This is a genomic window from Streptomyces meridianus (assembly GCF_023703325.1).
In the GTDB taxonomy this organism is placed as follows: Bacteria; Actinomycetota; Actinomycetes; order Streptomycetales; family Streptomycetaceae; genus Streptomyces; species Streptomyces meridianus.
The window spans coordinates 89,213-113,792 of record NZ_JAMQGM010000015.1; the positions used below are offsets into that span (position 1 = coordinate 89,213).

At 72.6% G+C, this 24,580-nt stretch carries 24 protein-coding genes and 6 tRNA genes; 20 read left to right on the plus strand and 10 right to left on the minus strand.

The genetic code is table 11. The features are described from left to right. Positions 1-98: 98 nt before the first annotated feature. The 10 genes from M1E25_RS06960 (at position 99) to M1E25_RS07005 (ending at position 13,012) form a co-directional block, all read left to right on the plus strand. On the plus strand, positions 99-743 hold the full coding sequence (locus M1E25_RS06960) for an HAD-IA family hydrolase (RefSeq protein ID WP_251411305.1): 645 nt from the start codon (positions 99-101) through the stop codon (positions 741-743). Positions 744-1,135: 392 nt separating this feature from the next. Further along, positions 1,136-2,176: a methionine ABC transporter ATP-binding protein gene (locus tag M1E25_RS06965; protein ID WP_251411308.1), complete on the plus strand. Its 1,041-nt coding sequence runs from the start codon at positions 1,136-1,138 to the stop codon at positions 2,174-2,176. Then, positions 2,173-2,946 carry a methionine ABC transporter permease gene (locus M1E25_RS06970; protein ID WP_251411312.1) on the plus strand — a complete coding sequence of 258 codons (774 nt, stop codon included), beginning with the start codon at positions 2,173-2,175 and terminating at the stop codon, positions 2,944-2,946. Before M1E25_RS06965 ends, M1E25_RS06970 begins: the two co-directional genes overlap by 4 nt. Positions 2,947-3,027: 81 nt before the next feature. Beyond that, on the plus strand, positions 3,028-3,882 hold the full coding sequence (locus tag M1E25_RS06975; protein ID WP_251411315.1) for a MetQ/NlpA family ABC transporter substrate-binding protein: 855 nt from the start codon (positions 3,028-3,030) through the stop codon (positions 3,880-3,882). Between the two features lie 156 nt (positions 3,883-4,038). Next, a complete protein-coding gene (locus M1E25_RS06980; RefSeq protein WP_251411317.1) occupies positions 4,039-4,677 on the plus strand; it encodes a GNAT family N-acetyltransferase in 639 nt (212 codons plus the stop codon). A 125-nt stretch (positions 4,678-4,802) separates the two neighbouring features. Continuing rightward, complete coding sequence (gene cbiE / locus M1E25_RS06985; RefSeq protein ID WP_251411320.1) at positions 4,803-6,032, plus strand: precorrin-6y C5,15-methyltransferase (decarboxylating) subunit CbiE; 1,230 nt, start codon at positions 4,803-4,805, stop codon at positions 6,030-6,032. A gap of 257 nt (positions 6,033-6,289) precedes the next feature. Continuing rightward, positions 6,290-9,793, plus strand: coding sequence for a nicotinate-nucleotide--dimethylbenzimidazole phosphoribosyltransferase (cobT, locus tag M1E25_RS06990; protein ID WP_251411321.1), 3,504 nt, complete (start codon positions 6,290-6,292; stop codon positions 9,791-9,793). Between the two features lie 246 nt (positions 9,794-10,039). Continuing rightward, entirely contained in the window at positions 10,040-11,284 is a 1,245-nt protein-coding gene (gene cobA / locus M1E25_RS06995) for a uroporphyrinogen-III C-methyltransferase (protein ID WP_251411324.1), read from the plus strand. 106 nt (positions 11,285-11,390) lie between these two features. Next, positions 11,391-12,002: a TetR/AcrR family transcriptional regulator gene (locus M1E25_RS07000; RefSeq protein ID WP_251411327.1), complete on the plus strand. Its 612-nt coding sequence runs from the start codon at positions 11,391-11,393 to the stop codon at positions 12,000-12,002. Between the two features lie 113 nt (positions 12,003-12,115). Continuing rightward, complete coding sequence (locus tag M1E25_RS07005) at positions 12,116-13,012, plus strand: TrmH family RNA methyltransferase (protein ID WP_251411330.1); 897 nt, start codon at positions 12,116-12,118, stop codon at positions 13,010-13,012. A gap of 406 nt (positions 13,013-13,418) precedes the next feature. Here M1E25_RS07005 and M1E25_RS07010 read toward each other — a convergent pair whose 3' ends face one another. Then, entirely contained in the window at positions 13,419-14,690 is a 1,272-nt protein-coding gene (locus M1E25_RS07010; protein ID WP_251411332.1) for a serine/threonine-protein kinase, read from the minus strand. A gap of 227 nt (positions 14,691-14,917) precedes the next feature. Here M1E25_RS07010 and M1E25_RS07015 point away from each other — a divergent pair, with 227 nt between their 5' ends. The 4 genes from M1E25_RS07015 (at position 14,918) to M1E25_RS07030 (ending at position 17,163) form a co-directional block, all read left to right on the plus strand. After that, positions 14,918-15,172 (plus strand): DUF8836 family protein, encoded by a 255-nt coding sequence (locus M1E25_RS07015; RefSeq protein WP_251411335.1) that lies wholly within the window; start codon positions 14,918-14,920, stop codon positions 15,170-15,172. Positions 15,173-15,356: 184 nt separating this feature from the next. Beyond that, positions 15,357-15,563 (plus strand): hypothetical protein, encoded by a 207-nt coding sequence (locus M1E25_RS07020; protein ID WP_251411337.1) that lies wholly within the window; start codon positions 15,357-15,359, stop codon positions 15,561-15,563. Positions 15,564-15,833: 270 nt separating this feature from the next. Then, positions 15,834-16,820: a phosphotransferase enzyme family protein gene (locus M1E25_RS07025; protein WP_251411340.1), complete on the plus strand. Its 987-nt coding sequence runs from the start codon at positions 15,834-15,836 to the stop codon at positions 16,818-16,820. Positions 16,821-16,890: 70 nt separating this feature from the next. After that, complete coding sequence (locus M1E25_RS07030; RefSeq protein WP_251411389.1) at positions 16,891-17,163, plus strand: TFIIB-type zinc ribbon-containing protein; 273 nt, start codon at positions 16,891-16,893, stop codon at positions 17,161-17,163. Between the two features lie 63 nt (positions 17,164-17,226). Here M1E25_RS07030 and M1E25_RS07035 read toward each other — a convergent pair. The 5 genes from M1E25_RS07035 to M1E25_RS07055 form a co-directional block, all read right to left on the minus strand. Beyond that, positions 17,227-17,298: transfer RNA gene (locus M1E25_RS07035), tRNA-Val, on the minus strand. A 25-nt stretch (positions 17,299-17,323) separates the two neighbouring features. Next, positions 17,324-17,395, minus strand: a tRNA-Val gene (locus M1E25_RS07040). A gap of 51 nt (positions 17,396-17,446) precedes the next feature. Beyond that, positions 17,447-17,518 (minus strand) — tRNA-Val (locus M1E25_RS07045). 1 nt (position 17,519) lies between these two features. Next, positions 17,520-17,590 (minus strand) — tRNA-Cys (locus tag M1E25_RS07050). Between the two features lie 27 nt (positions 17,591-17,617). Beyond that, positions 17,618-17,690, minus strand: a tRNA-Gly gene (locus tag M1E25_RS07055). A gap of 226 nt (positions 17,691-17,916) precedes the next feature. Here M1E25_RS07055 and M1E25_RS07060 point away from each other — a divergent pair. Genes M1E25_RS07060 through M1E25_RS07070 form a run of 3 tightly spaced genes read left to right on the plus strand, consistent with a single transcriptional unit; the run spans position 17,917 to position 20,684 of the window. Then, a complete protein-coding gene (locus M1E25_RS07060; protein ID WP_285830491.1) occupies positions 17,917-18,966 on the plus strand; it encodes a chorismate-binding protein in 1,050 nt (349 codons plus the stop codon). Beyond that, positions 18,963-19,787: an aminotransferase class IV gene (locus M1E25_RS07065; RefSeq protein ID WP_251411346.1), complete on the plus strand. Its 825-nt coding sequence runs from the start codon at positions 18,963-18,965 to the stop codon at positions 19,785-19,787. Before M1E25_RS07060 ends, M1E25_RS07065 begins: the two co-directional genes overlap by 4 nt. 57 nt (positions 19,788-19,844) lie before the next feature. Further along, the gene (locus tag M1E25_RS07070) at positions 19,845-20,684 is read left to right on the plus strand and encodes a GNAT family N-acetyltransferase (protein ID WP_251411348.1); all 840 of its coding nucleotides are present in this window, start codon (positions 19,845-19,847) and stop codon (positions 20,682-20,684) included. A gap of 28 nt (positions 20,685-20,712) precedes the next feature. Here the strand turns inward: M1E25_RS07070 and M1E25_RS07075 are convergent, their stop codons facing one another. Next, positions 20,713-21,234: a DsbA family protein gene (locus M1E25_RS07075; RefSeq protein WP_251411351.1), complete on the minus strand. Its 522-nt coding sequence runs from the start codon at positions 21,232-21,234 to the stop codon at positions 20,713-20,715. 225 nt (positions 21,235-21,459) lie between these two features. Here M1E25_RS07075 and M1E25_RS07080 point away from each other — a divergent pair, with 225 nt between their 5' ends. After that, the gene (locus tag M1E25_RS07080; RefSeq protein WP_251411354.1) at positions 21,460-21,708 is read left to right on the plus strand and encodes a hypothetical protein; all 249 of its coding nucleotides are present in this window, start codon (positions 21,460-21,462) and stop codon (positions 21,706-21,708) included. A gap of 4 nt (positions 21,709-21,712) precedes the next feature. Here M1E25_RS07080 and M1E25_RS07085 read toward each other — a convergent pair whose 3' ends face one another. Together M1E25_RS07085 and M1E25_RS07090 are read right to left on the minus strand one after the other, a co-directional pair. Further along, positions 21,713-22,270, minus strand: a complete 558-nt coding sequence (locus M1E25_RS07085; RefSeq protein WP_251411357.1) for a CGNR zinc finger domain-containing protein — start codon at positions 22,268-22,270, stop codon at positions 21,713-21,715. A 220-nt stretch (positions 22,271-22,490) separates the two neighbouring features. Continuing rightward, the gene (locus M1E25_RS07090) at positions 22,491-22,904 is read right to left on the minus strand and encodes an SsgA family sporulation/cell division regulator (protein WP_190129223.1); all 414 of its coding nucleotides are present in this window, start codon (positions 22,902-22,904) and stop codon (positions 22,491-22,493) included. Positions 22,905-23,091: 187 nt separating this feature from the next. Here M1E25_RS07090 and M1E25_RS07095 point away from each other — a divergent pair, with 187 nt between their 5' ends. Together M1E25_RS07095 and M1E25_RS07100 are read left to right on the plus strand one after the other, a co-directional pair. Beyond that, positions 23,092-23,583: a TIGR02611 family protein gene (locus M1E25_RS07095; protein ID WP_285830472.1), complete on the plus strand. Its 492-nt coding sequence runs from the start codon at positions 23,092-23,094 to the stop codon at positions 23,581-23,583. Between the two features lie 55 nt (positions 23,584-23,638). Next, positions 23,639-23,710: transfer RNA gene (locus M1E25_RS07100), tRNA-Val, on the plus strand. An 84-nt stretch (positions 23,711-23,794) separates the two neighbouring features. Here the strand turns inward: M1E25_RS07100 and M1E25_RS07105 are convergent. Further along, on the minus strand, positions 23,795-24,580 hold a 786-nt coding region (locus M1E25_RS07105), incomplete at its 5' end, for an SCO7613 C-terminal domain-containing membrane protein (RefSeq protein WP_372500535.1).

Genomic DNA, 24,580 nt, shown 5'->3' on the forward strand with positions numbered 1-24,580 from the left:
ACCTCGGCAGGGTGGGAGGGGCGGGCATGAAGGGACTCTAATGCGCGCCCGGCGCCTGCCTGCGACCGGCCCCGGAGCGCCGCGTACCCTGGCCCGTCATGAAGATCACCGCTGACGCCCTGCTGTTCGACATGGACGGGACGCTCGTCTCGTCCCTGGAGTCCGTGAACCGCTGCTGGACCGTCTGGGCCCACGAGTACGGCGTCACCGCGGAGGCCTTCGCACGCTACGCCCTGCACGGCCGGACCGCTGCCGACATCGTCGCCGACCTGGTGCCCGGGGAGCGGACGGCGGGGGCGCTGCGGCGGATCGAGGACCTCGAGGTGGCGGACGCCGGCGGTGTCCGGGTCCTTCCGGGCACGCGCGAGCTGCTCTCCTCGCTGCCCGACGGCAGATGGGCCGTGGTGACCTCGGCGACCCGGCGGCTGGCCGAGGCGCGGCTCGGCGCGGCAGAGCTGCGTCCGTCCCTGCTGATCGCGGCCGACGACATCACCCGCGGGAAGCCGGACCCCGAGCCGTACCTGCTCGCCGCGAAGGCGCTCGGCGCCGACCCCGAGCGGTGCGTGGTCTTCGAGGACGCGCCCATGGGGCTCCTCTCCGGCCGTTCGGCCGGCATGCGCACCGTGGCCTTGGCCACAACCCACGCCCGGGACGATCTGGTTGCCGACGTGGTCGTCGACGACCTCTCGGCTGTCTCCGCCCGGGCCTGCGGCGGACGTGTGGAGATCACGGCCGAGGACTGACCCGCGCGGATGCGAGTCCACTGTGTGACCTGCGCTGTCCAGAATGCGGACGCACTTGGTTGCTCCGGAACACGGCTGTTTAACTGACCCGCATGACCACGACGAGCTGCCGCACCCCTGCGACCGAGGCGAACACGACGCCCGGTGCTCGTTGCCTGTGTCGAATGTGTGACCGCTGAGGGCCCGCGCCTGAACCTCGTGCCCCGAAGCGAGACCGCCGCACGACGCGCGGATCCGTGAGATCGGACCGCCCTGCGGCTCAGCCCCCCGCGTCACGAATGCTCTTCCGGGACCGCCCGGAGGGTTCACTGCACCGTGCCGCTTTCCGAGACCGATGCCCCGTGCCCGGTGGCCACCCATGCCCCGCGCACTCGACTGTGACGGAAACCCCTGTGATCACCACGAGAGGCCTGACCAAGGTCTACCGCTCACGAGGCCGCGAGATCACCGCGCTCGACGGCGTCGATCTGAACGTCCGCGCGGGCGAGGTGTACGGCGTCGTCGGCCGCAGCGGAGCCGGCAAGTCCACCCTCATCCGCTGCGTCAACCTGCTGGAGCGCCCCAGCTCCGGGACGGTCCACGTCGCCGGCCAGGACCTCACCGCCCTCGCAGGCCGCGGCCCGAGGGCGGGCTCCGCCCTGCGGCAGGCCCGCAGCCGTATCGGCATGGTCTTCCAGCACTTCAACCTGCTCTCGTCCCGGACGGTGCAGGGCAACGTCGAGTTCCCCCTCGAGATCCTCGGCCTCAACGGCCGCGAACGGTCCCGCAAGGCCCTGGAGCTCCTCGACCTCGTCGGGCTCGCCGACAGGGCCGGGGCATACCCGGCGCGGCTCTCCGGTGGCCAGAAGCAGCGGGTCGGAATCGCCCGGGCGCTGGCCGGCGACCCCCAGGTGCTGCTCTCCGACGAGGCGACCTCCGCGCTCGACCCCGAGACCACCCGCTCCGTCCTGCACCTGCTGCGCGACCTCAACCGCCAGCTCGGCCTGACCGTGTTGCTCATCACGCACGAGATGGACGTCGTCAAGACGATCTGCGACTCCGCGGCGCTGATGAAGGGCGGCCGGATCACCGAGTCCGGCTCCGTCGCCGAACTGCTCGCCACCCCCGGTTCCGAGCTCGCCCACGAGCTGTTCCCGGTGGGCGGCGAGGCGTCGGGCCCGGACCGCACGGTCGTCGACGTCACTTTCCAGGGCGAGGCCGCCACCCGGCCGGTCATCTCCGAGCTGTCGCGCACCTACAACATCGACATCTCCATCCTCGGCGCCGCCATGGACACCGTCGGAGGACGGCAGGTCGGCCGGATGCGCATCGAACTGCCCGGCCGGTTCGAGGAGAACGTGGTTCCGATCGGCTTCCTGCGCGAGCAGGGTCTGCAGGTGGACGTCGCCGGTGCCGCAGCAGGCGCCGACATCACCGAGGAGGGCGCCAAGTGACCTGGTCACAGATGCAGCCACTGCTGTCCGACGCCTGCCTCGACACGCTGTTCATGGTCGGGTGGTCGACGCTCTACGCCGTCCTCGGCGGGCTCCCGCTCGGCATCCTGCTGGTCCTGACCGACCGCGGCGGCCTCCTGCAGAACGCCCTGGTCGCGAAGGTCACCGGGGTGATCGTGAACATCGGCCGCTCGCTGCCGTTCTTCATCCTGATGATCGTGCTCATCCCGTTCTGCCGGTTCCTCATCGGAACCTCGATCGGGCCCAGCGCAGCCGTCGTACCGCTCGCCATCGGGGCGATCCCGTTCTTCGCCCGGCTCGTCGAGACCGCCGTCCGGGAGGTCGACCACGGGCTGGTCGAGGCCGCCCAGTCCATGGGCGGCGGCACCTGGACCACCGTGTTCAAGGTGCTCCTGCCGCAGTCCCTGCCCTCGCTCGTGGCCGGGGCGACGACCACGGTCATCGCCCTCATCGGCTACTCGGCCATGGCCGGCGCCATCGGCGGCGGCGGGCTGGGCAACCTGGCGTACATCTACGGCTACCAGCGGTTCGAGACCACCCTCATGGTCATCACCGTGGTGCTGCTGATCGCCATCGTCACCGTCGTCCAGCTGGCCGGTGACCTTGCGGCGCGACGGCTGGCCGACCGCGGCCACGCCGGGGCCGCAGCCCCGGCACGTCTGCTGCGCAGCCGCTCCGGCGGCGCAGCACCCGACATCGCCGGCACCGCGGGCGACCCGGCTGCCGCGCCCCGGACACCGGGCGGCTGAAACCCGCCCACTCGTCCAGAACCCACGAGCCCGGACCCTTTGCCGGGCAGAACCATCGTGACCAGGAAAGAGGCACTCTTCGTGCGCAGCAGGACCAGGATCACCCTCGCCACCGCCCTCGCCGCCGCCGTCGGACTCGGCTCCGCCGCGTGCAGCGCGCCCTCCGACTCGGACACCTCCGCCAAGGGTGACAGGAACGCCCCGCTCGTCGTCGGCGCCAACCCGACACCGCACGGCGACATCCTCAACTTCGTGAAGCAGGAACTGGCCCCGAAGAAGGGCTTGAAGCTGGAGGTCAAGGAGTTCGCCGACTACACCCAGCTCAACCCGGCAACGGAGAGCGGCGACGTCGACGCCAACTACTTCCAGCACAAGCCGTTCCTCGACGACTTCAACCAGCAGAAGGGCACCCACATCGTGCCCGTCGCGAACGTGCACGTCGAGCCGCTCGCCCTGTACTCCAAGAAGGTCGGCAAGCTCTCCGAGCTGAAGCCGGGCAACACCATCGCGCTGCCCAACGACGCCACCAACGAGGGCCGCGCGCTCAACCTGCTGGCGGGCAAGGGCCTCATCGCACTGAAGAAGGGCGTCGGAGCCGAGGCCACTCTCGGTGACGTCACCGACAAGAAGGGCCTGAAGTTCACCGAGCTGGAGGCACCGCAGATCCCGGCCCGGCTCGCGGACGTCGACGCCGCCGTGATCAACGGCAACTTCGCGATCGGAGCGAAGCTCACCCCGTCGAAGGACGCCCTGGCCATCGAGGAGGCGAAGGACAATCCCTACGCCAACTTCCTCGCGGTGAAGAAGGGCAACGAGGACGACCCTCGCGTCAGGAAGCTGGCCGAGCTGCTCCAGTCCGACCAGGTGAAGAAGTTCATCGAGAAGAAGTACAGCGACGGTTCGGTCATCCCCGAGTTCGGTCCGCTCGCCTCCTGAGCCGCAGGGCACACCCCCGCCCCGACGAACCGGCCGGGCCCCGTCGTTGCGGGGCCCGGCCCTGCACATCGGTACGGACATGCTGCATGCTGTGTCCTTGCCGCAAACACGTGGGGGCCCGCAGTCCCCGACCTCGAAGGACAGGTACGGAGCCGCATGACATCCACCTTTCCGGACACCTCCATCAGTACGGACAGGCTGGTGCTGCGCCCGTTCGAGGAAGCCGATGTGCCCGCGCTCGTGGAGATGATGAACGACGAGTCCGTCACCGCATGGACCGCCGCGGCCCACCCCTACACGACCCGCGACGCCGGAGCGTGGATCTCGGCGCTCGCACCCGCCGAGCGCGCCGAGGGACGCGGGATCGTCTTCGCCGTCACCGAGTTCCTCACCCAGCGGCTCGTCGGCAGCATGCACCTGCGCAACACCGACTGGCGGTGCCTTTCCACCCAGGCCGGTTACGTCACCGCCCCCTGGGCGCGCGGGGAGGGCTACGCCTCGGAAACCCTGAACGCGGTCGCCCAATGGCTCTTCCGGGACCAGAAGTTCGAGCGCATCGAGCTGCGCACCGCGGCCGGCAACACCGCTGCGCAGCAGGTCGCCCAGAAGGCCGGCTGCATCAGCGAGGGCGTACTGCGCAACGCGGGCATGGTGCGGACCCGAGGAGACGACGGCAGCTGGACGGACACCCGCACCGACCTCATCGTCTGGAGCCTGCTGCCGGAGGACCTCGACGGCATGGCCGAGCACATGGCCGACATGGGCGGTTACGCCGTGTACCCCGACTGGAACTGATCCGCCGGGCCCGCCCCGCAGTCACGTACGCCCTGCCGGACGGCCGAGCGCCGGCGCCGGGGTAGTGTTCAAGGCCCCTGTCCACGGGATCTGCCGATCCGCGACATTCCCAGGAGACTGACGAGATGGCCGACCGGGTCACGGTGATCGGGTGGGACGGCACGCCGCTGACCGACGCGGCGCGTTCGGCACTGGGCGCGGCGACCCTGGTGGCCGGCGCGGCCCACCACCTCGCCCTGCCCGAGGTCCCGCCCGCCGCCGAGCGGATCCGGCTGGGCAGCCTCGATCTGGCCGCGCGGCGGATCGCCGGACACCGCGGCTCCGCCGTCGTCCTCGCGGACGGCGACCCCGGGTTCTTCGGTGTCGTCCGCACCCTTCGGGCCCCGCAGCACGGACTCGAGGTCGAGGTCGTGCCCGCCGTCTCGTCGGTGGCCGCCGCCTTCGCCCGGGCCGGGATGCCGTGGGACGACGCCCAGGTGGTCGTCGCACACGGCCGTGACCTTCGCCGGGCGGTCAACGTCTGCCGTGCCCACCCGAAGGTCGCGGTGCTCACCTCGCCCGGGGCGGGGCCGGCCGAACTCGCTCTGCTCCTCGGCCCCGTGCACCGTTCGTTCGTCATCTGCGAGGCGCTGGGCACCAGTCAGGAGCAGGTCACCGTCCTGACCTCGGACAAGGTGGCCGACCACACCTGGCGCGATCCGAACGTCGTGATCTCCATCGGCGGACACCAGCAGTCCCCGTCCCAGGGCAGCGGCTGGATCGCGGGGGGCGAGGCCGCCCGCTCCGCCGCGCCCCGCGGATGGGCCCTGCCCGCGTCCGACTACGCCGGGCCGCTGGGCCCCGGGGAGTCCGCCCCGCTGCGCGCCGCGCAACTGGCCAGACTCGGACCGCGCATCGGGGACCTCGTCTGGGACATCGGTGCGGGAAGCGGCGCCGCGGCCGCGGAAGCCGCCCGGTTCGGTGCGGCGGTCATCGCCGTCGACCGCGACGAGAACGCCTGCGGACGGGCTGCCGCCGTCGCCCGCCGGTTCGGCGTCCAGCTCGAGGTGGTGCACGGCACCGCCCCGCAGGTCCTGGAGGACCTGCCGGAACCGGATGTGGTCCGGGTCGGCGGCGGAGGAGCCCCGGTCGTCGCGGCCGTCGCCGCCCGCCGTCCCGAGCGGATCGTCGCGCACGCGGTCACCCGCGACGAGGCGGAGGCCGTGGGAAGAGCCCTCGCGAACGACGGATACTCAGTGGAATGCGCGCTGTTGCAGTCTGTGGAATTGGACACGTCGGACCCCGGTTCGTGGGTCGAACACGACCGTGATGTGGTCTTTCTCCTGTGCGGGCGGCGCATGCAGCACAGCAGGTGAGATCCGCCCCGTGACCTGCGCGGTGCCCGTCGGAAGGTAGGCTGGCGGACTGTTGTACCGCCTGGATCGCCCGAAGCCGCATCCGGTCAAATGCCTTGAAATCCCCTGGGGATGAGGGGCGCTGTGCGATGTGGTGGAGGCCCGACGTGCCGTGCGGCGCAGACACTCGTTCTCCCTGTGGGACGGTCGCCGCGTCCGTGGCCGGGCACGTCGGACGAACGGCGGGAAGGAGCACTACCGATGGGCGAGGGGTACGCATGACCGACACCGGCCAGGTCCCGGGCGAGGGACTGCCGGAGAACGCAGGCGGGCAGCAGGAGGGGCCGGGTCACCCGGTTGCTTCCGGTCCCGTCGGCGCCGAGCAGCCCGGCTATGCGTTCCACGACCACGGCGCCGTCGTCCCGAACGAGGAGGACCAGCTGCTGATGCCGGGCGCCCAGGGGGCCTGGAGCGACCAGCAGCTGGGCTACCCGATGCCCCCGGCGTATCCCCAGGATGCCGTCCATCCGCAGGAGTCGCTCTACCTGTCCCACGACGTCGCCTACGCGCACGATGCCGCGTATCTGCAGGCGTCCGGCTACCCGCAGGAAGCGGTGCCCGGCGCGGCCGTCCAGGGCGGCGACGGTGCGTTCGCCGAACCGGCCGCGGCGGAGCAGTCCTACCTGGCCGAGCAGCCGTCGCCGGCGGAGGGGCCACGCGTTGCCGAACAGCCCGTCAGGCCGGAACAGGCGGTTGCCGCCGAGCAGCCCGCCCCGCCCGTGCAGCCGGTCGCTCAGGTTCCGCCCGCCCGGCGTCCCCTGCATCTCGGCCCGCCGGTGCCGGAGTCGACCGGGGGCGTGGTCCGTTCGCTCTCGGACCGCGGACCGGCGCACCCGACGCCTCCGCCGGTGCGCCATGCCGGGCCCCCGACCCTGGGCCCGGAATACCTCGACGTGCAGCAGGCACAGCCGTCCGGGTACCACTACCCGTCCGAGGCCGCGGAGTTCGCCGGTGCGCAGCCCGGCGCGGCCGCCGAGGCGCCGGCCGCCTGGGGGCCCGAACAGGACGGCCGGCCGTTGCCGGAAGCCCCCGCAGCCGGTCCTGCGGACGAGCACGTGCTGTCTGCCGAGCAGTCGGCGCTCGCCGAGGAGCCGGCTCCCGTCGGGGAGGCCGATGCCGGATCCGTCCCCGAACAGTCGCAGCAGCCCCTCGCCGACGATCCGGCCGTGTCGCCGGTCGGGTCCGTCGATCAGCAGGCCTCCGCGGAGTTCGTGAGCGAGGAGCCGGCTCCCGACGGAGACCCGGACGGTGAGCCGGCGGATGCCGCCCTCGCCACGGAGCAGCACGACGGCCTGCCGGGCCACGCCAACGAGGCGGAAGCCGCGACGCTCCGGGCCGAGCCCGAGCCCGGGCCGGCGGCCCAGGAGCCGGTCGCCGAGCCTGCGCCGGAGGCAGCGCCGCAGCCCGTCGCCGAGGCGGAGCCGGAGGCCGGAACCACCCCCGAACCGGCGTCCGTCGCGACCGAGCCGGAAGCGGTCGATGCCGTCGCGGGGCCGGCCGAACCGGCCGCGGACGAGGTCACCGTGGAAACGCCCGGGCAGTTCGAGACCTCGGCGACCGAGGAGCAGATCCCCGGCGAACAACCCGCGGTCACCGCCCGAGCGGAAACCGAGGCGGGTGCGGCCGAGGCCCAGCCGGGGCCCGAGGCCGAAGCGGACGAGCCCGAAACCCAGCCGGAACTCGAGGCGGACGCAGAGGATCAGCAGGCGGCCGAGACTCAGGCCGAGGCGGAGCCCGAAGCCGCAGCCGACGCGGAAGCCGGCTCGGCTGCCGAGCCCGAGCCCGGGTCCGCGCCGGAAGCGGAGTCCGAGCAGCCGGAGACCGAGGACGCAGCCGAGGACGCAGCCGAGGCAGGGCCGGCGCTCGAGGCCGACGCGACCGAGGACGGCGACCCCGAGCGCCCGACCGCAGCCGACGGGGTGGCGGAGGACGCCGACCCCCTCGAGGTCACCGGCCCGGCCGAGCCCGGCCCCGACGGGCAGGAGAGGCCCCGCGCCCTCGGCTACGGCGACGCCGAACGCGAGGCCGTCATGCGCGTGATCCGGGAACGGCGCGACATCCGCAACGGGTTCCGCCCCGACCCCGTTCCGCACGACGTCCTGCTGCGGGTCCTCGAAGCAGCCCACACCGCACCCAGTGTCGGGCACTCCCAGCCGTGGGACTTCGTCGTGATCCGGTCCGCCGAGACCCGCCGCGCCATGCATGAGCTGGCCGCCCGGCAGCGGGAGGCCTATGCCAAGTCCCTTCCGAAGGGCCGGGCGAAGCAGTTCAAGGCGCTGAAGGTCGAGGCGATCCTCGACACCCCGGTGAACATCGTGGTCACCGCCGATCCCACGCGCGGGGGCCGGCACACCCTCGGCCGCCACACCCAGCCGCAGATGGCGCCGTACTCCTCAGCGCTCGCCGTCGAGAACCTGTGGCTCGCGGCCCGCGCCGAGGGCCTCGGCGTCGGCTGGGTCAGCTTCTTCGACGAGCGCGAGATGGTCCGCGAACTCGGCCTGCCCGAACACCTGGAGGTGGTCGCGTACCTGTGCGTCGGTTACGTCGACGAGTTCCCGGACGAGCCCGAGTTGATGCAGAGCGGCTGGTCCAAGCGCCGCCCGCTGTCCTGGGTCGTGCACGAGGAGACGTACGGCCGCCGCGCATTGCCCGGCGAGGATCCCCACGACCTGCTCGCCGAAACCCTCCAGGGCATCCGGCCGTTGGACGCGAAGGCGCTCGGGGAGGCATGGGAACGCCAGAAGCGGATGACGAAGCCGGCCGGTGCGCTCGGCATGCTGGAGATCATCTCGGCGCAGCTGTGCGGCCTGTCCCGCAAGTGCCCGCCGCCCGTCCCCGAACCCGCCGCGGTGGCGGTGTTCGCCGGTGACCACGGCGTCCACGCGCAGGGCGTGACCCCGTGGCCCCAGGAGGTCACCGCGCAGATGGTGGCCAACTTCCTGGACGGGGGCGCGGTGTGCAACGCCTTCGCCTCGCAGGTGGGCGCCGAGGTGTGCGTGGTGGACGTCGGTGTCGCCGTCGAACTGCCGGGCAGGGCGGGTCTGTTGCCGCGCAAGGTGCGCCCCGGCAGCGACGACTTCACCGAGGGCCCGGCGCTTTCGCGCGAGGACGTGATGCGCGCGGTCGAGGTGGGCATCGAGACCGCCCGCGACCTGGTGGCCGCCGGCAACAAGGCCCTCGTCACCGGTGAGATGGGCATCGCGAACACCACCGTCTCGGCGGCCCTGATCTCCGTGTACACCGGCATGGACCCCGCCGAGGTCACCGGACGGGGCACCGGAATCAACGACGAGATGCACGCCCGCAAGGTGGACATCGTCCGCAAGGCGCTGGAACTCCACCAGCCCGACCCGGCGGACCCGATCGGCGTGCTCGCCGCGGTGGGCGGTCTGGAGCACGCGGCCCTCGTCGGGCTCCTGCTCGGCGGCGCGTCCATGCGCACGCCGGTGATCCTGGACGGGGTCAGCGCAGGAGCCGCGGCCCTGATCGCGCGCGCCATCGCCCCGGAGGCGCTGGCCGCCTGCATCGCCGGTCACCGCAGCGCCGAGCCCGGCCACGTCGCGGCTCTGACGAAACTCGGCCTGCGTCCGCTGATCGACCTGGACCTCCGCCTCGGCGAGGGCACTGGTGCCCTGCTGGCACTGCCGATCGTGCAGAGCGCCGCCCGCGCGATGCACGAGGTCGCCACTTTCGACGCGGCCGGCGTCACCGAGAAGAACTGAGACCCCAGGCCCGGTGGCCGGCGCCTCGCTGCGGCGGCCACCGGGACGCGGTCTCCGGTCCCGGCCTTCCCGGCCGTGCGCGGCGGGACTCCCGCCGGTGATCCGCGGGACGGCGCAGGCCGGGTGCCGCCACGTAGGCTGTTCCGCACGCAGCGCCTCCCACAGCGCCGCGTTCCCCTCCGCTCCATCGCCGTAGCGGCAGGCACCGCACCCTGGCCACCCTTCCCCGCGAGGAGCCGCACGCAGATGACCGAGCCCGCCGCTCACCGGACGGAAGCCGCCCATCCCGCCTACCCCGTCGGCCTGCGCCTCGCGGGGCGACGCGTGGTGGTTCTGGGAGCAGGTCAGGTCGCGCAACGCCGGCTGCCCGCGCTGGTGGCTGCCGGCGCGGACATCCGGCTGGTCGCCCCGGAGGCCACGCCATCCGTCGAAGCGATGGCCGAGGCCGGTGAACTGCGCTGGGAGCGCCGCAGCTACCGGCCGGGTGACCTCGCCGACGCCTGGTACGCCCTGATCGCCACGAGCGACCCCGTCGCGAACACCGCGGCATCGAGGGAGGCCGAGGCGAGCCGGGTCTGGTGCGTGCGCAGCGACGACGCCGAGGCCGCCACCGCCTGGACCCCGGCGACCGGCCGCAGCGAGGGCGTCACGGTCGCCGTCCTGACCGGACGGGACCCGCGCCGCTCGGCCGGCATCCGGGACGCGATCGTGGAGGGCCTGCGGGACGGCTCCCTCGCCGCGCCGCGCCACCGGACCCGGACGGCCGGAGTCGCCCTGGTCGGCGGCGGGCCCGGCGACCCCGACCTGATCACCGTGCGAGGGCGGCGCCTGCTCGCCGAGGCGGACGTGGTCATCGCCGACCGCCTCGGCCCGCGTGACCTGCTCGACGAACTCCCGCCGCACGTCGAGGTGATCGATGCTGCGAAGATCCCGTACGGCCGCTACATGGCCCAGGAGGCCATCAATGCGGCGCTGATCGAGCACGCGAAGGCGGGCAAGGCGGTTGTGCGGCTCAAGGGCGGCGACCCGTTCGTGTTCGGCCGCGGGCTGGAGGAAGCCGACGCTCTCGCCGAGGCCGGCATCCCGTGCACGGTCGTCCCCGGCATCTCGAGTTCGATCAGCGTGCCCGGGGCGGCCGGGATCCCTGTCACCCACCGCGGGGTCGCCCACGAGTTCACCGTGGTCAGCGGGCATCTCGCCCCGGGGGACCCGCGCTCGCTCGTCGACTGGGAGGCCCTGGCCCGGCTGCGCGGCACGCTGGTGCTGCTCATGGCGGTGGAGCGGATCGGTGCGATCGCCGACGTGCTGACCCGTCACGGCCGCTCCCCGGACACCCCGGTGGCCGTCGTACAGGAGGGCACGACAGCTGCCGAACGCCGGGTCGACGCGACGCTCGCGACCGTCGCGGCGACGGTCGAGGCCGAGGGCGTGCGTCCGCCGGCGGTAGTCGTGATCGGAGATGTCGTCGCTGCGGGGGCCCGCAACGGGTGACCCCGGGCCGGGCTCCGGCCGAAGTCCGCAGATGTGCACACAGATGCACCTTGCCCGCCCATTATCGAGACGATTCGACTCGTCTCGCTGGTGGTAGGTTCAGGCCATGACCACGCAGAGCGGGAAGTCCCCCAATCCCACGCGCCGCAGCGAGACGTCCCGGCGGGCCATTCTCACGGCGGCGTTCGAGCTCGTCGGCGAGGTGGGATACGCCAGGCTGAGCATCGAGGGCATCGCCGCCCGGGCCGGCGTCGGCAAGCAGACGATCTACCGCTGGTGGCCGTCCAAGGGAGCGGTCCTCTTCGACGCCTTCCTCATGCTGGCCGAGGGCCGGGACGACGGGAGCGCCGCCCTGCCCGACACCGGTGACCTCGAAACCGACCTCAGGACCGTCATGCGCGCCACCGTCGCCGAACTCACCGATCCGCGCTACGACGAGCCGATGCGCGCGCTCACCACCGAACTCCTCCACGATCCCGCCCTCGCGGCCGCCTACACCGAGCGGCTGGACGGGCCGATGAAGGAGCTCAAGCGGGAGCGGCTGCGCAGCGCCCAACGGGCCGGCCAACTGCCCGATGAGCTCGACCTGGACCTGGCCGTGGAGATGCTGTGGGGTCCGGTCCGGGACCGGTGGCTGCTGCGCAGCGGGCCCCTCACCCCCGAGTACGCCGACGCGGTCGTGCGGACCGCCCTCGGCGGACTGTGCTCCCGGCCCTGAGTCCCGCCGCTCCTCGCCGCAGCCCGGGACACCACCGCTAGAGTGCTGGTCGCGGGGTCGCGAAGGCAAGCCCCGACAAGCGCGCAGACCATCAGGACAGGCAGTCTCACACTGTGGCCGAACTCATCACCCTCGACGATCCGGCCGACCCCCGGCTGCACGACTACACCGGACTGACGGACGTCGGGCTGCGCCGCCGGCGGGAACCCGCCGAAGGGTTGTTCATCGCCGAGGGCGAGAAGGTCATCCGCCGCGCCCTGCAGGCCGGCTACGCGATGCGGTCGATGCTGCTGTCGGCCAAGTGGGCCGGCGTGATGGGGGACGTGACCGAGGCGGCCGACGCCCCCGTCTACCTGGTGGATCCGGCGCTCGCCGAGCAGGTGACCGGCTATCACGTCCACCGAGGCGCACTCGCCTCGATGCAGCGCAAGCCGTTGGCCGCGGCCGCGCAACTCCTGACCGCACGGAGGGTGGAGCCGGCGGAGCCGGAGAAGGAACCCGTCGGCATCGCCGTGACCGCGCCTTCGGGCCGACCACAGGAACGCACGGTCCGGCGCGTCGCTGTGTTCGAGGACATCGTCGATCACGCCAACATCGGGGCTGCGTTCAGGAACGCCGCAGCCCTCGGCGTCGACGCGGTGCTCCTCACCCCCCGCTGCGCAGACCCTCTCTACCGCAGGTCCGTGAAGGTCTCGATGGGGGCTGTCCTCCAGGTGCCCTGGACGCGTCTGGAGTCCTGGCCGACGGACGTCGCTGGCCTGCGTTCCGAGGGATTCACCGTTGCCGCACTCTGCCTGAGCGACCGGGCGATCACACTCGACGAACTTGCCGCGCGGAACGAGGGGAAACTCGCGCTGGTCTTCGGCACGGAGGGCGCCGGGCTCGCCCCCGCAACCCTCGCCGCGGCCGACGAGCACGTCCGGATCCCGATGGAAGCCGGCGTCGACTCCCTCAATGTGGCGGCCGCCTCGGCCGTCGCCTTCTACGCCACCCGGCCCCGGTCCTCCTGACGCCGGCCCTCCGGTGATCCACGGACCGGCCCGGGCGCCGTTCCTCAGTCGCGCTACAAGGCCAGGTCAGTGAGTGGCGACGGTCCGCAGGGCGGTGGGAACGGTGACGACGACGTCAGCGCGGCGAGGACGAGCACGGCGGCGACCGGGCACACGGATCCGTTCAGGACCCCGGGGTGGCGGGGCCGCACGTGCAACACCGGACGGCCAGGACGTACACAAGGAGCTCTCCGCGCCTCCGCTGCCCGGCCTCCTGCCGATGGCAATGCCTTCCCCAGGAGGTCGGGCCGATCACGAAAGCACCGGCATCCGGCCCTCAGCAGTCCCTGGCCGACCGCAGACATGCCGTGATCGGCGGAGCTTCCACGGCCCGGCGCCGGCGGGCCCGGCACGCACGAGGAGTGGCTCAGCGGGGAGATCCCCACGAGACCGAGTAGCCCCGGTGGTTCTGTCCGGGGCCGGCGCCCTCGGCCGGTCCCTGGCAGCCCTGCGCGGCGGCGATGCCGAGGGCGACCAGCAACGTCACCGTGAAGAAGACGATGATCCGCTGCCGCAGCAGACGTCGGTTGGGCCCGGGCCGGCGTCCCGTCGTGGTGGGACGGTGCGGCGGGCGGCCGGGCGGGGCATCGGTGCGTGCCGGGGAGCGCTGGGCAACGGGACGAGCCCCGCCGCGCGCACCCGACCGGACGCCGGATGCCGAGTTCCGCCGGGCCTGTGGCGCGCGGGCGGGCGGGCGTTCGGTGTGCCGCCGGGCGTACGTCTCGGCGGGGCGGCCGGGTCGCTCGGCGCCGTGGTGCCCGGCCTCGGGCCCGGCGGCCCGGGCAAGCGCCGTGCCCCGGGTGTCGACCGGCATGCCGTGCGCCTCCCGGACCGCGATCTCCTTCAGCCGCATCGCCAACTGGAGGGTGCTGGGCCGGTCCTCGGGGTCCTTGGCCAGGCACGCCCGGATGAGGGGTGCGAGAGCGTCCGGCACACCGTCGAGCTGCGGCTCCTCGTGCACGACGCGATAGAGCATGACCTCGGAACTGCCCTGTCCGAACGGGGAGTCCGCGGTGCAGCAGTAGGCGAGGGTGGCGCCCAGCGCGAAGACGTCGGTGGCCGGCGTCACGGCCGCGCCGCGCACCTGCTCCGGTGCCAGGAAGCCGGGCGAGCCGACAGCGGTGCCGACGTGGGTGAGTGTGCTCGCGCCGGTGGACCAGGCGATGCCGAAGTCGATGATGCGCGGCCCCTTGGGCGAGAGCAGGATGTTCGACGGTTTGAGGTCGCGGTGCACCACTCCTGCCTCGTGAACCGCCACCAGTCCCTCGGCGAGCGCTGCCCCGATCGACGCGGTCCGCGCGGCGGAGAGCAGTCCCTCCTCGCCGACCTTGTCGTGCAGCGACGGGCCCGGCACGTACTGCGTGGCGAACCAGGGCCGGTCGGCGTCGAGGTCGGCGGCGACCAGTCGGGCCGTGCATCCGCCGCGGATGCGCCGGGCTGCCGACACTTCGCGCGCGAAACGCGAGCGGAATTCCTGGTCCTCGGCGAGGTCGGGCCGGATCACCTTCAGCGCGACGCGCTGGCCGCGCCGGTCCGAGCCGAGGTACACCACGCCCATCCCGCCGGCGCCGAGCCGGCGGTGGAGCCGGAACGACCCGACGACTCGCGGGTCCTCGCGCCGGAGCCGCATCATCGCCATGTCCGTCCTCTGCCTGCGGTGGGAAAGCCCGTGGCTGCCCTCTCCATCTGACGTGGACAGCTTACGGATTGACGGCCCGTTGTGCTCAGAGGCCGCGCAACCGTCGCCCACCGATTGTCAGTGCCGGGTGGGATCCTGAAGGAAGTGGCGGCGGACAGCCTGCGGGCGGCCGTTCGCGACGGCAGTTCGGAACCTCAAGGTTGCGTCTTAGAAGGGGGATTGACGCCGTGAAGGGTGACCGGGTGGAGATAGTCGTCGACGCGGGGGACAGCACGCGTACGTACGAGGTGGTGGCGGGCCGGGCCGGGCGCCGGGTCGAGACCGCGGTGCGCAGGGGAGTGGTGGAAGTGAGCGAAGTCACCAGAAACGGGGCCGTGGTCCGCACCGCGCGGTTCATGGCGAACCGGGTCCTGGCGCTGGTCGAACAGCCGGTGCCGGAGACCGGGGGAGCCGACGGGCCCCTCGGGGAGAGCCCGGAGTGAAGCCGGTCTGAGCTCCACCCCGGGGAGTACACCCGGGCACCGCCCTCCTCCTACGGGATGCCCTCGCTTCGGTACGCCGGCATGACGTCACGGAGCTCCGGCGCTCCTAGGGTGTTCTGTGACGGTGAACAGGGGCGGGGGCCCGTGTGCGGTGCCCCGCCGTCGCGCGACGGGAGCAGGCGCCATGACCGACACGGCGAGGGCAGGTGCCGTCCGGTCGCACGGACTCAGACTGCTCGCCCTGTTGGGAACCGGCAGGTCCGGCAGACGCCACCCCGTACTCGCGGCGGTGATGGTGGTGCCCTTGGCGGTCCTGCTCGCAGTGGGCTTCGGCGGCTGGGATGCCGTGGTGGTCCAGGCGTCGTCCGTAGCCGTACTGCTGGGGCGTTGAGCGGCGTCCGAGTGCCGGGAGAGCGGCCCGGGAAGGCCACCCCTCGGGGACGGGGTGCACACGGACGGCCCGACGGCCCGGATGCCTGGGGAGGCGTCCGGGCCGTCGGGCAGCCCGGCCGACCGTCCCGAACGGGAGGCGGCGTCGTACGATTCCCGGCCGGAAGCCGGAAGCCGGAAGCCGGAAGCCGGAAGCCGGAAGCCGGAAGCCGGAAGCCGGAAGCCGGAAGCCGGAAGCCGGAAGCCGGAAGCCCGACGTCCAAGGGGGGACATGACCTCGATCGCCGGGGAACTGGCCGTACTTCTCGAGCACTTGCCCGGGTCAGGACCGACCCGTTCCAGTGCTGCGCCCGGCACTCCCGTCGTTCTGGCCGACCGGCCCGACGGCACGGTGGTCGGGCTCGGGGACAGGGTGGCCAAGGCGCACGAGGCCGCCTCGGATCCGTACGCCCTGGACACCCGCCTACGAGCGGCCGCGCATCCGCTCTTCGCCGGCATTCTGCTGGCGCCGCTGGACGCCCCGCCGCGCGCCCCCGCCGGTTCCCGCGTCCCGCTCACCGGACGGCCGGTGAGCCTGTGGCCCCGGGGCGAGCCGGTCTCGCCGGACGACCCCGATGCTGCTCCCTGGGAAGCGACGGCCCGGCTCCTCGCACGGTTGCACGCGGTGCGCCCCGGCAAGCTGCCGTTCCCCCTGCCGCCCATGCGTGGCCCGCACAAGGCGGCCCGGGCCGTCGACCGGATGCGAGCGGCTCCGGGAGTACGCCCGTCCGCCCGGAGCGCCGTGGAACGCGCCTGGTCCGGGCTGCCCCACTGGGCCCGCGACGAGGCCCCGCCGCGCTGCCGGGACGCGGTCTGCCACGGGGACATGCATCTCGGACAGCTCGTCAGGCACCCGGCTCCCGGGGGGCCCTGGCTGCTCATCGACGTGGACGACCTCGGCGCCGGCGATCCTGCGTGGGACCTGGCCAGACCCGCGGCCTGGTTCGCGACCGGCCTGCTGGACCCCCACGTGTGGGCCCGGTTCCTCGGTGCCTACCGGGCAGCGGGCGGACGGGCAGTGGCCGCGGAGGGCGATCCCTGGCCGCAGTTGGACGTTCCCGCTCGGGCGCTGACCGTGCAGTCCGCAGCCGTCGCCCTGGCCAAGGCCGCGGCCGAGGCCCGCGAACCGGACGACGCGGAGCAGGCCCTGATCGAAGCCTGCTCACGCATGAGCGCAGATGTGAACCTTCCACCCGAACCGGCGCACCGTGCGCCGTAGTGTGAACTCAGCGCCGCCGGGCAGGATTTCCCGGCGGAACCCGATGACTGTCGAGGAGATGGAACCGACCATGCAGTGTCCCAAGTGCCGTGCGCCGATGCACACCTACAACCGCAACGGGGTCCAGATCGAGCAGTGCAGCGGCTGTCGTGGGATCTTCCTCGACTACGGGGAGCTCGAGTCGCTGACCCGCCTCGAGTCGCAGTGGAGCCAGCAGGCGCCGCCGGTCGCTCCTGCCCCACCGCAGGCATACCCGCCGCAGGCCGCTCCCGCCTGGGGCCACCACGGCCATCACGGTCACCACGGACACCGCAGCTTCGGCCGGATGCTTTTCTCCTCCTGAGTGCGGACATCGAAACGGCCGGTGGCCGGAGCGTCACGCTCCGGCCACCGGCCGTTGTCCGTGTGGACGATACTGGGATTGAACCAGTGACCTCTTCCGTGTCAGGGAAGCGCTCTCCCGCTGAGCTAATCGTCCTCGGGTGGGAACCATCGGGCTCCGGTGCGCGATACTGGGATTGAACCAGTGACCTCTTCCGTGTCAGGGAAGCGCTCTCCCGCTGAGCTAATCGCGCGGGGACGCAGCCGTCCCGGAAGACGGCGGCGGGGAGGTCCTTACGGACCAGTGGACGATACTGGGATTGAACCAGTGACCTCTTCCGTGTCAGGGAAGCGCTCTCCCGCTGAGCTAATCGTCCGAGGTGGAGACGGGATTTGAACCCGTGTAGACGGCTTTGCAGGCCGTTGCCTCGCCTCTCGGCCACTCCACCAACGCGGGGATCCGAGAACCCCCATCGAGCGGACGACGAGATTCGAACTCGCGACCCTCACCTTGGCAAGGTGATGCTCTACCAACTGAGCCACGTCCGCAGGTGCTCCCCGGGGCAGGCTCCCGGAGGTGCTCCTTGCCACCGGAGCGCTTCCGCGTCCCGGCGACGTGTTGAACTCTAGCGGATTCCCGGGCCAGCTCAAATTCCGTTTGCCCAGCGTGCTGCCCTCTCCTGCACCGTGGGTCCGTCCGATGCCCGCCCGTCTGCGGCGGGAACCCCGGCGCGCAGCGCGCCATAGACTCGCTGGCGTGCACGATCTTCCCGCCATGGCCCGCTTCGGCCGCCTCGTCGCCACCGGACTCCGTGACGTCACGCACGACCCCGGAGCCCTGGAATCCCACGGTTTCTGGGCCGTGGTGGCCGACTTCGAAGGCCGGCTGGTCTGCGCCCGCTTCGCCGATGTGCGCACCGACGACGCCTCCGCGGCGTCGGCGCAGGCCCCCGGCGCGTGGCGCGGGCCGGTACCCGGCGACTGGACGTCCTCGCTCGGCCACGACGCGTACGTCGCCGGTGTGCGCCGGATACGGGAGCACATCGCGGCCGGCGACGTGTACCAGGCCAACCTCTGCCGGGTGCTGTCCGCGCCGCTGCCCGACCCCGACGCGTGTGACATCGACGCCCTGACCGCGGTGCTGGCCCGCGGCAACCCCGCTCCCTACGCGGGGACGGTCCGGCTGCCCGGCCACGGGGTCGAGGTGGCCACCGCCTCCCCCGAGCTCTTCCTGCGTCGCGCCGGCGACATGGTGGAGTCCGGGCCGATCAAGGGCACGGCCCGGACGGCGGACGGCCTCCTGGAGAAGGACCACGCCGAGAACGTCATGATCGTCGACCTGGTGCGCAACGACCTGGGACGGGTCTGCGCCGCCGGTTCGGTCGGCGTCCCGGCCCTGTGCACGGTGGAGCCCCACCCAGGCCTGGTGCACCTGGTCTCCACGGTCCGCGGCAGACTCGCCCCGGACATGGGCTGGGCCGAACTGCTGGCCGCCACGTTCCCGCCGGGTTCGGTCACCGGCGCGCCCAAGTCCAGCGCGCTGCGCATCATCCGCAGTCTGGAGACCGCACCCCGCGGCCCGTACTGCGGAGCGGTCGGCTGGGTCGACGCCGATCGCGTAACCGCCGAACTGGCAGTGGGAATCCGGACGTTCTGGATCGACAGGGCCACCCCCGGTCGCCCGCTGCTGCGGTTCGGCACCGGCGCAGGGATCACCTGGGGATCGGACCCGGAGCGCGAATGGGCGGAGACCGAACTGAAGGCGGCCCGGCTGCTCGATGTAGCGTCGGGGGCGTACCAGGAGAGCGAAGGGACGGTCCGGTGAAGATCTGGCTCGACGGTGGACTGCGCGACGTCGACGACGCGCGGGTCTCGGTGCTCGACCACGGCCTGACCGTGGGCGACGGCGTGTTCGAAACCCTCAAGGCCACCCGCGGCGGCGCGTTCGCGATGGCCCGCCACCTCGAGCGGCTGGCCCGCTCGGCCCGCGGCCTGGGCCTGCCCGAGCCCGACCGGGACGAGGTCCGCCGGGCCTGCGAGGCCGTACTGGAGGCGGAACCCGTCGAACTCGGCCGGCTGCGCATCACCTACACCGGCGGCCTGTCCCCGCTCGGATCCGACCGGGGCACGGCCGGGCCGACGCTCGTCGTCGCGGTCGGTGCGACCACTCGCCGACCGGACTCGACGGCAGTCGTCACCGTGCCCTGGACGCGCAACGAACGCGGCGCTCTCACCGGCCTGAAGACGACGTCCTACGCCGAGAACGTGGTGGCGCTCGCCCGGGCCCACGAGAGCGGGGCGTCCGAAGCGCTGCTCGCCAACACGGCGGGGCAGCTGTGCGAGGGCACCGGCTCCAACGTCTTCGTCGTCCTGGGCGGTGAGATCCACACCCCGCCGCTGGCCTCCGGTTGCCTCGCCGGCATCACCCGCGACCTCGTCATCCGCTGGACCGGCGCCCGCGAGACCGAACTCACCCCGGACGTCCTCGAACGCGCGGAGGAGATCTTCCTGACCTCCTCCCTCCGCGACGTCCAGGCCGTGCACCGGGTGGACGGCCGCGAACTCGCGGACGCCCCCGGCCCCGTGACCGCCAAGGCCATGCGTGTCTTCGACGAGCGCGCGGCGGCCGACAACGACCCCGCCTGAGCGGAGATTGTCGCGGAACCGGCTGACGGGGCGGGCGGCAGCCGGTAGAACACGACGGTGACCACCACACTGCGACCCACGGGCCCGGAACGCAGCGGCCCCGGCGGGCAGCGTTCCCGGGACTTCCGGGTGTGCGTCAACAGCCGCCCGGTGGGCTCCGTCCACATCGGCACCGACCGGCGCTGGGGTCCCTCCGTCGGCCGCATCCACGATCTGCGGGTCGACGAGGGCGACCGCCGTCGTGGCCGCGGAGCCGTGGCGGTGCTGACCGCCGAGGAGGTGCTGCGGAGCTGGGGGTGCCACCGGATCGAGGCCACACTTCCGGCGGACGCGACGGCCGCCCTGCGCCTCGCCGGATCCCTCGGCTACGCCGAACGCAGCCGCAACATGACCAAGCGCCTCGGCGGCCCGGGGCCGGAGCTGCCGGACGGGACCGCGAGCCGGCCCATGGAGGAAGCGGAGTACCGGGTCTGGGAGGAGAAGGCCAGGCAGGAGTACGCCCGGAGCTGGCTCGACCGCGGTCTGCCCGCCGACGAGGCCCGGGCCAAGGCCGAGGCGGATCACGCCAGGCTGCTCCCGGACGGGTTGCGCACCCCGGGCGCCGTCCTGCGTGTGCTGCTCCACCGGGGTGTCGCGGTCGGCGCGCTCTGGCTCGCTGTCGGCCGGGAGTTGCCGGACGGCGCCGGCACCTACACCTTCGGCGTCGACGTGGCACCGGAGCACCGGGGCCGGGGCCATGGACGGTCGTTGATGCTGGTCGGCGAGCGTGAGAGCACCGAGGCCGGCGCGCAACGCACGGGCCTGCACGTCTTCGCCGACAACGCCCCGGCGCTCGGCCTCTACCGCTCGCTCGGCTACGAGACCAGCCGGATCAACATCGTCAAGACGCTGGTCTGACGCCGGACCGCCCGATCCGGCGCGGTGGTCAGTCCCGGCCGGCCAGCAGCCGGTCGGCGATCTCCTCGATCCGCCCGCGCAGACCCTCCTGGCTCCGGCCGCCGTCCAGCCGCACACCGTCGATCACGTAGGCCGGAGTCCCCGTCACGCCGATCGCCTTGCCCTCTGCCTGGTCCGCGTCGACGACCAGCATGTGCCGGCCGTCGATCAGCGCGGTGTCCACCTCCTCGGTGTCCAGGCCCAGCTCGCCCGCCACTTCGGTCAGCAGCTGCTCGCCGCGCCGGGAGAACTCCTCGGTGCGTCCGAGGACCGCCTCGGCGAACTCCGTGCCCCGGCCCTGAGCAGCGGCCTCCTCGGCCGCCTGCGCCGCTGCATAGGCGTACTTGTGCTTCTCCAGCGGGAAGTGGCGCAACCGGATGTCCAGTGTGCCGCCGTAGCGCTCGCGCAGAGCCCGGACGTCGGCCAGCGCGGCACGGCAGTCGGGGCACTGCAGCTCGCACCAGAAGTCCAGGACGAGGGGGCCGGGGCGGGCGGAAGGAGTATCGGTCATGGTCACAGTCTTCCAGCCTGGCCTCCCACGGCTCCAGCCGCACCGGGAGCCCGCGCCGGGGCACGCCCGGCGACCGGGGTGCGTCCGGAGGGGGAGTCCCGGGGGCGGGGTCGTGACCCCGACGGAGCAACGGGCGCCGGAAAGTTCTGGTGCTCTTCGGTGATGAGCCGGCGACTGGGCGTGTTGGCCCCGGCGGTGGACCGTGCTGCGTCATCATCGCCCGAGATGAACGAGCACATCGCCGAACCGGGACCGGCATCGCCTCCGGTGCCCCTCCCGCCGGACCCGCACCGCGGTGGTGCACTGCTGGCCGCCGAGGAGGACCGGAGCGGCCCGGACCCGCCCGGCCGGAGCGGCCCGGACGATCCGCGCGGCTGCCTCTTCGCCCTGTCCCAGCCCCCGCTGATGCTCTTCCTCGGGTTCATCGGCCTTCTTCTGCTGCTGGCGGCCGTCCACGACCTGTACGCAGGCTGAGCGTTCAGCCGGCGGACTCGCGCCGGCGCGCACGGTAGGCGGCCACGTGCAGCCGGTTCCCGCAGGTGCGACTGTCGCAGTAGCGCCGGGAGCGGTTCCGCGACAGGTCCACGAAGGCCCGGCGGCAGTCCGGTGCCTCGCAGCGCCTCAGCCGTCCCTGCTCGCCTGCAACGATGAGGAAGGCGAGGGCCATCCCGCCGTCGGCCGCCAGGTGATCGGCGACGGAGGCGCCCGGTGCGAAGTAGTGCACGTGCCAGTCGTAGCCGTCGTGGTCGGTGAGGCGCGGCGTGGTGCCGGCCGCTGCCACGAGGGCGTTCACCACCTCCGCGGCCCGGGTGGTGTCCGTCGCCGCGAAGACCTCCGCGAACCGGCCGCGTACGCGGCGCACGGCGTGCAGGTCCTCGGGCCGCAGCGTTCCGACGTCGCTGACGGCGTTGCGCCGCACGAAGTCATCGAGATCGCCGATGCCCGTCAGGGTGTCCGGCTCATCGCCCTCGGCCGTGGTGTTGACCAGGTCGACGACGCAGTCGAGGGCGCACCGGGTGTCGTGGTTGATCAGCACGGTTCGCTCCCTGGCCGAGGGGGTCGGACGGCTCGTTCGGTCGGTGACGGCCGACTGTAGCGGCTCGGGAACGCATCGGCGCCCCCGTCGCGGTGGGTCTGCGGCGGAGGGCGCCCATGTGTGCCGTATGCGGTTGTGTTCTCCGTGCCGTCTCCCCGAGTCGGACGGCTGCGGAAGCGAGCGGATTGTGTCGGAGTCGTTCTCCTGTCGGCGGCCGGATTCAGCTCTCGGCCAGGATGTGGGACAGCTCCGTGTCGAGGTCGAAATGGCGATGCTCGGTGCCCGGGGGCACCGCGGCATCGGTCCGCTTGAGGAACGACTCCAGGGCCCGGGCGGGAGCCTCGAGAAGGGCTTCGCCTTCCGGCGAGCTCAACGCGATGCAGACGACGCCCTGGCCGTGGCTGCGCGACGGCCACACGCGGACGTCACCGGTGCCGGTGGGCCGGTGCAGGCCCTCGGCGAGCAGATCGCGGGCGAACACCCACTCGACGGTCTCTTCCGCTCCGGTGTGGAAGGTGGCGTGCACGGCATAGGGATCGGCCGTGTCATACCGCAGGCCCGCCGGAACGGGCAGGGAGGATTCACTCGACACAATGAGGCGCAGGTGCAGCTCACAGCTGACCGTGGTGTTCATAAGCGCCATGGCCTTTCGCTCAGTGTGCGCTCGGGGATTCGCACGTCGGCGAAATCGACATGCCACCTACGGTGCCGTTGTAAACCCCTCTGAGCGTTTTGTGGGCCTTCAGGTACCTCTGATGGGGGAGCAGGTGATCGCCTCCACGATCGTTCCGGAAACGGACGCGTCGGGTAGTTTGGATGGCATGGATGCGGAGCGTGACGAACGGTGCAGGGGTGCCGGTGGAACGGGCGCCGGCGTGGCACCGGACCGGCATGGCCGGGACGTCCCGGACAGCTCTCACGACGAGGCCGCCGACCGGCCCCCCCGGCCCCTGGGGTCCCGTGCGCCGCGGTTCGTCAAGGCATCACGGCCACTGCACCTGAGCTGGCAGGTGGGCGTCTTCGCGGTGGGCCTCGCCATCGTCGGAGCCGGAATCGTGCTGCTGCCGCTCCCCGGCCCGGGATGGCTGGTGATCTTCGGTGGCATGGCGGTCTGGGCGACCGAATTCATCTGGGCCCAACTGATTCTTCGGTGGACCAAGCGCAAGGTCACCGAGGCCGCGCACCGGGCCATGGATCCGAAGGTGCGGCGCCGCAACACGGCCATGCTGACGATCGGGCTGCTGGTGATCGCGGCCGGCGTCGGGTTGTGGGTGTCCAACTTCGGGATCCGCATGCCGTGGCAGGTCGGCTGACCGGCGCACTGGTCCGGGGCAGGCCCTGACATGGGGTAATGTTTGCCCTGCGCCCGGGCGATTAGCTCAGCGGGAGAGCGCTTCGTTCACACCGAAGAGGTCACTGGTTCGAACCCAGTATCGCCCACCGGGAAAGGGCCCGGAAGCCGACGGCTTCCGGGCCCTTCCGCGTGCCCAGGGGCCTGTTGCGGCCCGGGGGCCGCAACAGGCGTCAGCGCAGTCTGCCCAGTGCCTCGCGGATCCGGCGGGCGTCCCGCAGCCGCTGCTCGTAGGTGGTGCCCAGGGCGAGCAGCAGGGCCCCGGCCAGGGCCGGCGGCAGCCAGCGCGGCAGACCGTCCACCACCTGGACGATGTACGGGGCCAACTCGTGCACCGCCACCAGAGCGACGACGGCTCCGCCCAGCAGCAGCGGCGCCTGCAGCCGCCACCGGGCGCCCGCCAGCGTGACGGCCAGCGCGGTCGGTCCGAGAACCAGCGGCCGTACCCAGTCGGGGTCCGCCCAGGCGGCGATCAGACTGGGCACCAGCGTTGCCGCCAGCCCCGGCCCGTAGGCCTTCCACGACGAGACCCCGGGGTCACGTCGTTGCCGGAAACCGACGACCAGCGCGGGAAGGGTGACCGGGAGCGTGTAGGCCTCCGGGGCCTCTACGCCCGAGGCGGCGAGCCTGACCCAGGCCGCCGAGACGAACAGGGCCGTCGTGGCGATGCCCGCACCCCGGCGGCGGTCGGGACGCAGTGCGGTGCCCGCCGCGATCACCCCGGCCGTGCTCAGCGCGGTCGCGAGCACGGAGGCATCGCCCGTGGCCGTGGCGACGGCTGCCGCAGTGACGGCGTACCCCGTGCACTCGAGAGGGAGCGCCGCCGCGGTCCCGCGCAGACGGGTGGCGGTCATCGCGACGGCCGCGCCGACGGGGAGCACCGCGAAGGCCACCAGGTCACCGGGCAGGCCGAGCGAGACGGCCACGGCCGCGGCGAGGCCGGCGGCGCAGAGGGCGGC